At 50.9% G+C, this 11,435-nt stretch carries 14 protein-coding genes; 8 read left to right on the forward strand and 6 right to left on the reverse strand.

Going from position 1 to position 11,435, the window contains the following annotated elements:
- Nucleotides 1-124: 124 nt before the first annotated feature.
- The 7 genes from B7992_RS00350 to B7992_RS00380 all read left to right on the forward strand — a co-directional run bounded on the left by B7992_RS00350 (nucleotide 125) and on the right by B7992_RS00380 (nucleotide 5,507).
- On the forward strand, nucleotides 125-649 hold the full coding sequence (locus B7992_RS00350) for a hypothetical protein (RefSeq protein WP_073156891.1): 525 nt from the start codon (nucleotides 125-127) through the stop codon (nucleotides 647-649).
- A 163-nt stretch (nucleotides 650-812) separates the two neighbouring features.
- The gene (serC, locus tag B7992_RS00355) at nucleotides 813-1,931 is read left to right on the forward strand and encodes a 3-phosphoserine/phosphohydroxythreonine transaminase (RefSeq protein WP_073156892.1); all 1,119 of its coding nucleotides are present in this window, start codon (nucleotides 813-815) and stop codon (nucleotides 1,929-1,931) included.
- Nucleotides 1,932-2,105: 174 nt separating this feature from the next.
- A complete protein-coding gene (locus tag B7992_RS00360; RefSeq protein WP_139259105.1) occupies nucleotides 2,106-2,423 on the forward strand; it encodes a hypothetical protein in 318 nt (105 codons plus the stop codon).
- Between the two features lie 77 nt (nucleotides 2,424-2,500).
- Nucleotides 2,501-3,328 (forward strand): archaetidylserine decarboxylase, encoded by an 828-nt coding sequence (gene asd / locus B7992_RS00365; RefSeq protein ID WP_254917561.1) that lies wholly within the window; start codon nucleotides 2,501-2,503, stop codon nucleotides 3,326-3,328.
- A 25-nt stretch (nucleotides 3,329-3,353) separates the two neighbouring features.
- Nucleotides 3,354-4,226 (forward strand): hypothetical protein, encoded by an 873-nt coding sequence (locus B7992_RS00370; protein WP_073283734.1) that lies wholly within the window; start codon nucleotides 3,354-3,356, stop codon nucleotides 4,224-4,226.
- Nucleotides 4,227-4,270: 44 nt separating this feature from the next.
- The gene (locus B7992_RS00375; protein ID WP_254917562.1) at nucleotides 4,271-5,116 is read left to right on the forward strand and encodes a hypothetical protein; all 846 of its coding nucleotides are present in this window, start codon (nucleotides 4,271-4,273) and stop codon (nucleotides 5,114-5,116) included.
- A gap of 55 nt (nucleotides 5,117-5,171) precedes the next feature.
- Nucleotides 5,172-5,507, forward strand: a complete 336-nt coding sequence (locus tag B7992_RS00380; protein WP_073156906.1) for a GerW family sporulation protein — start codon at nucleotides 5,172-5,174, stop codon at nucleotides 5,505-5,507.
- A gap of 85 nt (nucleotides 5,508-5,592) precedes the next feature.
- On the opposite strand, the gene B7992_RS00385 is transcribed toward B7992_RS00380, so the two are convergent.
- The gene (locus B7992_RS00385; RefSeq protein ID WP_254793674.1) at nucleotides 5,593-6,372 is read right to left on the reverse strand and encodes a hypothetical protein; all 780 of its coding nucleotides are present in this window, start codon (nucleotides 6,370-6,372) and stop codon (nucleotides 5,593-5,595) included.
- 236 nt (nucleotides 6,373-6,608) lie between these two features.
- Nucleotides 6,609-7,043, reverse strand: coding sequence for a D-aminoacyl-tRNA deacylase (gene dtd / locus B7992_RS00390; RefSeq protein WP_073156911.1), 435 nt, complete (start codon nucleotides 7,041-7,043; stop codon nucleotides 6,609-6,611).
- A 68-nt stretch (nucleotides 7,044-7,111) separates the two neighbouring features.
- Between dtd and B7992_RS00395 the strand changes: the two genes are divergently transcribed.
- Nucleotides 7,112-7,429 (forward strand): hypothetical protein, encoded by a 318-nt coding sequence (locus tag B7992_RS00395; protein ID WP_073156914.1) that lies wholly within the window; start codon nucleotides 7,112-7,114, stop codon nucleotides 7,427-7,429.
- Between the two features lie 33 nt (nucleotides 7,430-7,462).
- On the opposite strand, the gene B7992_RS00400 is transcribed toward B7992_RS00395, so the two are convergent.
- Genes B7992_RS00400 through B7992_RS00415 form a run of 4 tightly spaced genes read right to left on the reverse strand, consistent with a single transcriptional unit; the run spans nucleotide 7,463 to nucleotide 11,352 of the window.
- Complete coding sequence (locus B7992_RS00400) at nucleotides 7,463-8,440, reverse strand: asparaginase (protein WP_073283743.1); 978 nt, start codon at nucleotides 8,438-8,440, stop codon at nucleotides 7,463-7,465.
- A gap of 2 nt (nucleotides 8,441-8,442) precedes the next feature.
- A complete protein-coding gene (locus B7992_RS00405; RefSeq protein ID WP_088665353.1) occupies nucleotides 8,443-9,426 on the reverse strand; it encodes a hypothetical protein in 984 nt (327 codons plus the stop codon).
- Entirely contained in the window at nucleotides 9,423-10,061 is a 639-nt protein-coding gene (locus tag B7992_RS00410) for a DUF4416 family protein (protein WP_088665354.1), read from the reverse strand. The genes B7992_RS00405 and B7992_RS00410 overlap by 4 nt, the downstream gene beginning before the upstream one ends.
- A 7-nt stretch (nucleotides 10,062-10,068) precedes the next feature.
- Nucleotides 10,069-11,352, reverse strand: coding sequence for a hypothetical protein (locus tag B7992_RS00415; RefSeq protein WP_176421809.1), 1,284 nt, complete (start codon nucleotides 11,350-11,352; stop codon nucleotides 10,069-10,071).
- Nucleotides 11,353-11,435 lie beyond the last annotated feature (83 nt).

The following is an 11,435-nucleotide window of genomic DNA, read 5'->3' on the forward strand; positions in this document are numbered from 1 at the left end:
TCCGCCTATATTCCAACTTGGGCGGATTTTTTTATTCCATTGTTAAAATAAAAGTTTGTTTTTTAAAAATTCAAATTATATATATTGTCTAGGAACCGCCCCTTCTGGGCGAAAAAGGATATATATGATCTCTTACAATGACGCTTACAAGATCGCCGCCGAAATTCACCAGGGACAAGTGGACAAGGCCGGTGGCCCCTACATCGATTTTCTGCAGAATGTTGTTGACAACCTTAAAGCCAAGGGCGAACCTGAAGAAGTGCAAGTCCTTGCCCTGCTTCAAGATACCACAACTGCATCTGCCAAGAAGACTGCTGCGGACCTGGTCCAGATGGGCGTTCCCGCCGACCTGGTCGCAAAGATCGAGAAGATGACTTACCACAAGAACCAGAGCTGGATCGACGAATACAGCTGCAAGCTGATGGCCCAAGGCGTTCCCGCCGAAGAAGCCACTTACGAAGCCCGCGAAAAGGAATTCGTCAAGTTCGCCGAAAGCCTGAAGGAAGACCCCGTCATGGCCAAGGCCAAGGCTGCTATCCTTACCACGCTCCTGGAAGACAAGTATATCCGCCGTAACGAACGCCGCGAACTGAAGACCAAGTTCCGTCTGAAGAAATATCAGGCTGCAGTCGAAGCGCTGGGCGTGTAGTTAGGACGGGAAGCCCCCTCCAGACGAAAGTCTATAGACGAGAGTTTCTCTCGTCTTTTTTTGTTAAAACATGTAAAAAGAACTTTCCAAAATTCAAGCTTTTGCTAAATTTACCCGCGTCGAGACCATAAGGTTTCGCAAACATTTAAAAAGGAACATTATCATGGCTAATAAGGTCTATAACTTTAGCGCAGGCCCGTCTGTCCTGCCCGAACAAGCACTCAAGGAAGCTTCTGAAGCATGCATCGACTATGCAAACTCTGGCATCAGTATTCTCTCCATGAGTCACCGTTCAAAGCCCATCGAGAACATGTTCCTCGAAACTGAACAGCTTCTCCGCGACCTCATGGGTATCCCCGCCAACTACGACATCATTTTCCTCGGCGGTGGCTGCTCTCTCTTGTTCTGCATGATGCCGATGAACTTCCTCCCGGCTGACGGCGTTGCCGACTACACCGACACTGGTGTTTGGGCAAACAAGGCTCTCAAGGAAGCTAAGCAGTTCGGTAACGTTAACGTTGCTTGCTCCACCAAGGCTGATGTGTACAACCACATCGACAAGAACCTGCAGCTCTCTGACAACGCAACCTACCTCCACGTTACCGCAAACAACACCATTTACGGTACCGAATGGCACAACTTCCCGAAGCCCAAGTCCGGCTTCCTCATGGCTGACATGAGCTCCGACTTCCTCGCCCGCAAGGTGAACGTGGAAGACTTCGGCGTGATCTACGGTGGCGCTCAGAAGAACATCTCCTGCGCAGGCGTTACCGTTTCCATCATCCGTAAGGACTTGCTGGGCAAGGTCGATCGTCAGATCCCCACCATGCTGAACTTCAAGACTCATCTCGACGAAAAGACCGGCGTGAACTCCATGTTCAACACTCCTCCGGTATTCGCAGTCTATACCATGAACCGCACCCTCAACTGGCTCAAGCAGATCGGCGGTGTTGACGCTATCGAAAAGATCAACCGCGAAAAGGCAGCTCTCCTTTACAGCGCCATCGACAATTCCAAGGTGTTCGTCGGTACCGCCGCTAAGGAAGACCGTTCTCTCATGAACGTTCCCTTCGTCTTCAACCGCGAAGTTGTTTCCGAAGAAAAGGATGCAGACATGGCTAAGGACTTCATCGAATTCGCAAAGTCCAAGGGTCTCGTCCAGATCAAGGGTCACCGTTCTGTTGGCGGCTTCCGCGCCTCCATCTACAACGCAATGCCTATCGAAGGCGTCCAGGCTCTCGTTGACTGCATGGGCGACTACGAAAAGAAGATCCTGGGCTAGTCCTAAGACAGCGTAAAGCTGAAAGTTTAAAGGTTAAAGGATTCGTCCTTTAACCTTTTTTTCTTTATCCTTTTCGCTTTATCCTTTATCCTAAAAAGGGTGCTTAGGCATCGGGATTCTTTTGCATAAATGATCTGTTGCTACTTTCACCCGAAGAATTTTTACTTTATAGTCATGAAGTTTATTAATGCCATTCTGCTTTCGTTGGTTTTGTCGTTTGGGCTAAATGGCTGTTCCAAAACAGACGTTGTTGTAGGAGGCTTAGTATTTGGAACCTACATGATACTTGATGCGGGCTCCCAAGATACTAAGAAAACAGACTCCACGGCGATTGTTTCAGACTCCTCAAAAACGGATTCTACAACTCAAACCACAAGTGCCGCAAAGAATGCACTTTCCTTTCTAGGATATACGATTGCGATAGGCCTCATCGTCGGACTTCCCGTCTTACTGGTTGTATTGATGGGGGCAAGTCCCGGCCTTGGGGACTGACGACAGGATAAAAAAAGAACCCGAGGCATCGGGATTTTTCTACCTTTACTCTTATGAATTCTGCTTTTTATGTTTTTATGAAGTTGCTGCCCAAGAACGCAGCCAGCCGCGCCTTTGGCGCAATCACTCGTCTTCGTCTTCCGGTCATCAGCAAGGTGGCTCGCAATATTTTCTGCAGCTACTATAAGTTGAACATGGAAGAAGCGGAATACCCGTTGGAACATTACCGCAACATCAGTGAACTGTTCATCCGTCATTTGAAGCCAGGTGTTCGTCCCATTGCTGATACTGAAATTGTAAGCCCTGTAGATGGCGTTCTTTCCCAGACCGCAACTTTCGACGAAAAGCAGGAACTGATCCAGGCCAAGGGCAAGACCTACACCCTGAAGGACCTGCTCCGCGACGACGAAATGGCCAAGCGTTTTGAAGGCGGAGCCTTCGCTACCATTTATCTGGCCCCGTTCAACTACCACCGCATCCATAGCCCCGTCAACGGTCAGGTGCTTGACGCCAGCTACTGCCCGGGCACCTTGTGGCCGGTAAACGTCGGCAGCGTGGAACGCGTCGAAGGTCTGTTCTGCATTAACGAACGCCTGACCAGCCACATCCGCCTGGAAGATGGATCCGAAATCCTGGTCGTGAAAGTGGGCGCCACCAACGTGGGCCGCATCGGCGTAGCCTACACCGACGAACTGCTGACCAACGCAGGCAAGCTCCCCCGTAACCAGAAGCGCTTCGACTGGATGCCCAAGGCCCCTATCGCCGTAGAAAAGGGCGGCGAACTGGGCCGTTTCGAAATGGGCAGCACCGTGATTCTCGTGGTGGACAAGAAGATCCGCGAACGCAATCCGGAACTGTTCAAGAGCCGCGTAGGCCAGGCCGTGAAGGTGGGCGAAGCCCTCTAGCCTAGAGCGTTCCGATCCCTCCGCAATGGCAGTTTCCATCGGCAAATTCATTCAAGACAATCCCGCGTTGTTCAAGGCGACAGCGGGATTTGTCGCTTTATTCAGGGACCTGCAGGATCCTGTCGTAGCCGTAACGCGGCACTGCAAAACTATCGAGGAAAAGGTGGGCTGGGTTTTACTGGGCACGGCATTATTCCAGAATTGCAGCTACCCGGAATTCGCAAACCTGATGCGAGCACTCCACGAGAGGTTCCCTGGAGACGCTCTATGGAAACTGCCTGTCCCCAAGGAAGAAGAAATCAACAACTGCGAGGAATCCGTCTTTCACACCCGCAGTTGGGAACTGTTTGATCATGCCGCAGGCATTTTCTGGAGCGTGGGCGCCTTTATGCGGAACCACGGCGCAGGCCCCGACCACAAGGGGAACAATAGCATCACCGATTACGTCGCCTCCCGCACCCCCGAGGAACTCTGGCGAGACCTGGGCGAAATCTACTTCATGGGAAAATCCAACCCGAGGCCCAAGGCTTGCGCCGCCATCTACCGTCTGATTACAGAAGAACCGGTAGGCCTTGGACTCCGCTGCAAACCTACATCCAAGATGCCCCACCTGCCCCTGACCATGGGCGCCCGCCGTTACATTTCTATTCTCGGCCCTGCCAGCAGCGAAAATGGCGGAGACGGATTCGCCAACATGACCCCCAAGGAAAAACAGGTCATGGCCAACCAGCTATTTGTAGCCCTGGCCAAGGAAATCCAGGCGTCCCCCTACCTCTCGTCTCACAGTATGCAGTACTTCCTGGAGAATGGCAAGGATGGGTTCATTTGTAGACAAGTGACCGACCACTGCAAAAAATGCCCCCTCCATGAGTTCTGCAATTACGCCGAAAAAAAGTGACGAACCCCAAACAGAGAGCCTCACAAATACTAAATTCAAACTGTATGAAGTTCCACAAGAAAATGATGAAGGCAGGTCTTTTTGCCGCCCTGATGCAAGCGCTACTCCTTTGCGCCTGTCAGCAGGAAGAGGTTAAGCCCGTAAGCCTGGAAGAGCTGACTTACAAGTCGGTAAAGCCCATCATTGCCGCAGTGGATTCAAGTATGGTCGGCGACATTTCCGCTCTGCAGAAGCGCATCGAAATCCGCTACCCGATTCTGGAAGGCGACACTCTGGACGTAACCATTCTGGAATTCAAGAGCGACGTGTACGCCCTGGATTACTACATGAACAGCGGACGATTCCAAGGCAGCGCCCCCATCTTGCGCGGTAGTTTTTTGGAACAGAGTATCCGTGCCGACCACAGGATTTTCATTTTCAGGCACGACAGCTTTAGACGCTACGAACGAAGCGACCTGGAAAACTACGTACGTCGATTCCCCGGATTCCACGGCGGATTTCCCCAGGCTTTCTTAAGTCTGCCCTTCGAAAATCGCGAACAGGGCAAGACCTCCATCCAGACAAAGTACTTCATGGGAGTCAAGTCCACCTTCCCCGTGCTGGTACAGAGCTACCGCGATGGCAACCTCCGCTGGAACGTGGCCCGCAGCTGGGACCAGGAAGATGCCGAAGCTTTCGAAAGCTGGATCCAGAACTTGAACATTGTTGAACCCAAGGGCATCTTCCCCAGCAGCGACTGCGTCTATTTTGCTGCAGGCGAAGGGGCAAACGGAATCGCAACCCAGTTGGCAGGTGGCCGCATCGCCGTCGTCTGGGGATTCCTCAGCTGGCCCGATCTGGAACGCAAATTCTTTACCGCCAGCGACCGCATTTACGAAGCTCGATATTAAGGTTTAACGTTCATCCAGGCAAAACAACCTAGGAATTTATAACTATATTAGAATTATGGCTATTGAAAAACTCGCAGAAACTCTTTTAGAAAAGCTCCGCTTTATCACCCAGGCAGAAACTGTAATCGGCAAGCCCATTGAATCCGGCGACACCATCATCGTTCCCGTCAGCCGCGTTTCTGTCGGTTTTGGTTTCGGCGGACATTCCAGCAAGGGCGACACCTCCGCTTCCGGCGGCGGCGCTTCCGTAGATCCGGTTGCATTCCTGGTGATCAAGGGCGACGACGTTCGAATCATGCCCATCAGCAAGGACAGTTCCATTATGAGCAAGGTCATGGACCTGGTTCCCGATGTAATGAACAAGTTCAGCAAGAAAAATAGTGAAGTCTAATAGACAACGCATACTATAAAACAAGATGTATAGAAACGGCCCGCTATCGCGGGCCATTTTTCGTGCGCTAAATTTCTGCGTCAGACTAATGAGCTTCCAGGGTATTGACGTCGGTGGTGAACATCTTCTGCAGTCGAGCTCCAAAGGGTTCCGCCCATTCCTTTTCCGGAGCGACACGGCTAGCAGTCGACGCGGTATATTCCGAATAGGTCAAGAAGACCAATTCCCCATAACGGGCATCCCAAAGGGTCCATAGGATCTTCCAGGTAAAGCCACCGGACTTGCCCAGATCAGGATCCATAAATACATCAAGACGCACCGGGATAGAAATATAGCGCAGACCATAGCGGCTAGCGGTATTGTTCAGCAAATTCTTGAGAGGTGTAGGCACCACACGGGTAAAGGGCTGCTCGATACCTTCGCGGTCCTGCCACGGGGTAAAATCTTCAAGAGGCAAATTATCGGCGAATTTGAAATTCAGGAAAGCGGCAGACAGCGTATCCAGGTAGCTGGAATCGGCGTCAGGCAGACGCATTCCCGGGAGCATCAGCTCGCGCTGCATCTTGGGGAAAGCCTTTACGAAGATGGAGTCTTCAACGCGAGCCAGATCAAAATCCAAGGCGTCGGCGCTGTAACTGTGGCAGAAGCGGCAGGTTTCGGGTCGCTTGGCATTTACCAAAAGCGAAGGGAACACGCCTACTACGGCATTGGAATCCAGGCGGTTATAGGCAGCCACATTCCATTCGCGGTAGAACTTTTCGTCGGTGATTTTCAGTTCGATATCGCCACGCTTACCGCACTCATCGCAGGGAGTGTCCATCATGCCGGAATCACCGGCAGATTCGCCGGGAGCATCGTCACGCATACCCGCGCACGAAATCATAAAAGAAGACAAGAACAGGGCGAAAAAAAGTAAGACGACTTGAAATTTTATTTTGCGCACATTATCCTCGCAATGGGCGGTGAGTTATGAGTTATGAGGTGTGAGGTATGAGGTATGAGTTATATTCTCTACACTTTAACCTTTTCGCTTTAGGCCGTTCGCTCTAGGTAGCGGAGCTACCGACCTCGCACCTCTAGCGAGGCTTGCCGAGCGAACCTTTATTCCAGCATGATGGTGAACGGGCCGTCATTGACTAGACTTACTTGCATGTCGGCACCGAAGCGACCTGTTTCCACCTTGGCAATTTCCTTGCGGCATTGTTCAATGACGTATTCATACAGTTCATTGGCAAGGGTCGGATTTCCGGCACCATTGAAGGTGGGTCGATTCCCCTTGTTGCAGTTGGCGTACAAGGTGAACTGGGAAACCAGCAGCAACTCGCCGTTTACGTCCTTGATGCTCAAGTTGGTCTTGCCATTTTCGTCGGCAAAAATCCTGAGGTTCATCATCTTGCGGATCAGGCGGTCTGCCTCTTCGCGGGTATCGGTTTCGCCAACCCCTATTAAGACCATATAACCCTGGTTTATCTGTCCGACGGTCTCGCCGGCGATATCCACCTGGGCCTTTTTTACTCGCTGGATTAGAAATTTCATATGACAAAATATAGACATTCAGACGATATATTAGTGGCTATATTTACCCCTAACTTTACGAGGAATTTATGAAGCGTCTAATTTTGATTTCCATGATTGCAGCAGCCTGCCTTACCGCATGTGGCGAGGAAGCCAGCGAAACCGCCAGCAAGTACGCCAACAAGGCCAAAAAGGCAGCTACCGAAGCTGCAGATGTAGTCAAGGATAAAGCAAGCGATGCAGCAGATGCTGCTAAAGACAAGGCTAGCGACGTAGCAGATGCAGCCAAGGACAAAGCTAGTGATGCAGCCGACGCCGCTAAATCTACAGCCAAGGACGCCGCAAACGCCGCCCTAGACAAGGCCGAAGACGCTATCAAGGCCGCCAAGGAAAAACTGAATCAGTAATGTTCCTGCGAAAGTTCCGCAACGAACCCGCAATCAGGCGTTTTCGAAAATTTTAGCCAGACGCGACGGATTTTTGGTCTGGGTCAAGGCCAGTCGCAAAAGAACTGCAGCCTTCTGAGGAGGCAGTTCACCGGCGCTGATTCTGGCCACACCTTCGGGTGCCAAAGCCAGATTCCTGTTCAGGGTAACCACACCGTGGTTAATTCGAGTAGCCACAACCACAGGGATGTCGACATTAGCCAATGCACGGGACCACGGAAGGCTAAATTCTCCACTGCCGGCCCCAGCAATCACGAGTCCGTCTGAAATGGCCGAGGCAAATTCCAGCAGGCGGGGGTTCGCGTCTACGGCGAAGTACACCACATGAACTCTAGGCAGTTCCGTCACGCCGGAAATATCAAAAAACGGGGATTCGCAGGCATTGTCAAAGTCAGCCGCCCCAGATCCAGGGAAATCGATTCCCATGGGCTGCAATTCGCTGGCGCTGCATTTCTGAACTCTGCGAGCATCAAACAGGTCGCCTCCGAAATAAACCCACACGTTATTTCCAACGGGTTCATCTTCTAGAGCAAAGCCAACAGCACTCTGTACGGCACCCAGCAAGTTAGCCGGGCCATCCGGTTCCTTGGCAGTGGCAGGGCGCATCGAGCCAGTCAGCACAACCGGCTTCTCGGTTCGCAAAGTCAGACTGAGGAAGTAGGCCGTTTCATCCATGGTATCGGTACCATGAGTTATGACGAACGCATCAACCAGTCCAGAGGCGGATCCATCCTCGGCAAGTTCGTCGATACGCTTGGCCAGCTTAAGCCACAGTTCGCCCGTCATGTCGTCAGAATTCACATTGCAGAACTGCTCCACCGTCACATCGGCGTAGTCTGCAATTTCAGGAACGGCAGCCACCAGGTCTACACCGGCAATCTGCCCCGATACATAGCCCGTATTGGCACCGGCTTCACCAACACCGGCAATAGTTCCACCAGTCGCAAGGATAACAACTTTCTTTTTCGCCATGGTCAGACCTCATTCAAAAGCTGTTGGGCAGTCACTCCATAAAATTTCTGCAGGGCTTCATCGGCGCTCATGGAGCTTAGGCTCTTGATAAAATCACGGAACCGTGTAAAGTCAGCATTCCTTTTCAGCATTCCCTCCACCATTTTCTGGGAATACCAGTAAAGCTTTACCGCCTCATCGGTACGGGTCTCTCCAACAAAGGGAGCCGACAGCACATCCAAGGAAGGTTCACTTCCGGCGGGTCTAGCCACGTCATTGCGGCTTGCATCTACAACCTGGGCAATACCTTCGTTGGCCCAGGTGGGAATTTTTACGCGGACCATGGCCCTAATAAAGGCGTGAGTCAATTCATGAAACAGCATGGGGCGATAGACTTCACGATACTGCATGACATTTACAGGAATACGAAGCTTTCCGTCAAACAGGGCTCCTGCCCAAGCAGGACGACCACCAACACCGCCATGATCTTCTGATTCATAAAGCACCACCTGCAACTTATTTTCGGGGCGGAAATCAAACAGGTGGCAAAGGGAATCGTAAGCGACTTCCAACACCGAGAGGGCTTCCAGCACATCGCTGCGAGAGGGGCGTCCATCAAATTCCAGTCGGAAATGGGCGGAACGTTCCAGGCCCAATGTTTCCATTTCTCGAATGAGCATCTTGGATTTTTCGGTTAGATATTCCAGATCCCCATTGCTGTAACCCAGTCCAGAAATGTAGGCGATGCAGTCTTCGTAGCGTTCCTGTTCCAGCAGCACACCCGCCATATGCAATTGCAAGTTGCGATTTTCGGGAGTTTCAGAAAGCAGCACTTTCAAATCCTTCTCGGCGCACTTCCAATCCCCGGATTCCAGACAGGCGTTGGTCTCTTCAACCAGGGCATTATGCTTTTCGATGGCGGCATTTTCTGCCAGGCGAACACGTAGCTGATGGCCTCCATATAAAAAGGCCACCACGACCACAACAATCAAGCCCAAGCGTTTCATAGGCGGCAAGAACCCTCACCACCAGCCGCTTTAGACTTTTTATACTTTTGCCCCTCCGGTGCCAAAGTGGGCGGCTCGGTCATGTCGGATTGCAAGCAATCCGCCGCGACTCTCGACTTTTTATACTTTTCTCTTATCAACTGAAGGTCGTGTTGGTAGGGGTTGCGGGTAAAGTCTTCGAAGGCCCAGGCTGTAGGGTGAAAAACGCCCTTGGCATAGGTCAGCAGCATATCCAGCCACACGCCCTTCCCGGCGTAAAGTTTAAAAGGTCCGCGCTTGTAGCTAGGCAACACCACCTTATCCAAATCCATATAGCCGATGTCGATATTCACATGGCGGTGATCTGGATTCTCGCTGTTGGCAGTAGTCAATTCCAGTGCGTTGCTCCGCTCCTTTTCATCGGCGATGGTCTCAGGCGAAATGCATTTCTCAAAAGAAACCACTCCACGGTAAAGACCATCCCCCATTTCAGGGGTATAATAATTGGTCCTGTCAAAGGCAAAAAGTTTTCCCTTATGCCGAATCGGCCCCCAAGTCTTTTCGAGGAGTTCAATCACAGAGGGATCCCATTCAGCACCCTTCTGCAAAACAAAGGCTATCAGCTGAGCCTGTTCACTAAATTGAGAAGCTTTCATAAAAACCTTAATGAGGGAAAATCATCAAACTGGAACGAATGATTTCCAGCTGTTCCTTCGAGAACTGGGAATACCTGACATCAGAAACAACAGGGTACATGAAGTTGTCTGCATCGGGACACTGCTCCAATGTGAAATTATAGTCAGCCTTCGCTTCGCGTCTCATCCTCATTCCAGGAATACGGAAGTCCACCTCACCTTCTGCAGATTCCTTCACTAAGCCACTGCGCTGAAGTTCCGGACAATAGGGTGTGTCCTCCAGACCGTCTTCGTAATTGGAGAAATCATAATAGGCACTCATATCCCTCATAGTAGAGGTCGTATGGCGAAGTCCAAAGAAGTGTCCGGTTTCGTGCAAGGCAGTTTCCACAATTTCATCCATAGTCAAAGGAACTGACGACCCGCGGCTTCGCGTATGCGTTCCAAGCAACACGGTGCTGCCTTCACCAGCTTCCATATTACCGCTAAAAAGATTCGAGAAGCCAACAACGCCATCACTATAGATTGAGTGAACCAGAATCAATTCCAGAGCCGATTCCATATCGGGCCAGCCAGTCAATTCGCAAAGCATGGTATCCCTTGAAGATCTTCCGGCAACCCACGGTTCATCAGCCGGATAATTCTTGCCCACCCAGGGGTGATCCTGGGCGTAGCTCACATACAGGGTATCGATGGTCACGCTGGAATAATACTTGCGGAACCTTTTCAGCAGTTCATCGGAAAATTCCTCAATGGTAAAACCATCCAAAGTCTCGGCCACATTTCCTACAGCCACCAAATTCAAGGACATGTGATCGGAGTAGGCACCCTTTCCCTTAAATTCGACATTCCTTGTGGAGCCCTTATAAAATCCGCGGTTCATTTCCAGCGAGGTCGCCCATTGAGCCATATCATTTTCGTCGCAGGTAAACTTATACACAAAACGGCCATTACTTTCGGTAGCCGAAATCACGCGGACCTTGGATGCATAATAGCTGTCCCCCTTTACATCAAGTCTAAAAAGTTGCAGCCTGGGAGCTTCGGCAGCCTCCCCCTTGTCAAAGGACAGTTCGTAGGTAGCCTTAGGATGAACAATCAACCTGATACCGTGAGCCAACTGGGCATCCACAGAATCATTGTTGGCCTTGTCATTGGGGAACATCTGAAAGAACAATCCACTGTCGGGCAACAAGGTCACTTCGGTTTCCTCATCGGAATCGAAGATACAGCCCATCATGCCAAGGCAAACCGCCAGCATCCACAACAACAAGGATTTCTTCAACATATTTTTACAGAAATTTTTCATTTTCATAGGTTCCTAATTCCCCAAAGATACGTGTATAGAAAAAAGATAGAATTTTGGGAGAATTCAGCCGATGAAGCACTTTTCAACTA

The organism is Fibrobacter sp. UWH1 (assembly GCF_002210365.1).
In the GTDB taxonomy this organism is placed as follows: Bacteria; Fibrobacterota; Fibrobacteria; order Fibrobacterales; family Fibrobacteraceae; genus Fibrobacter.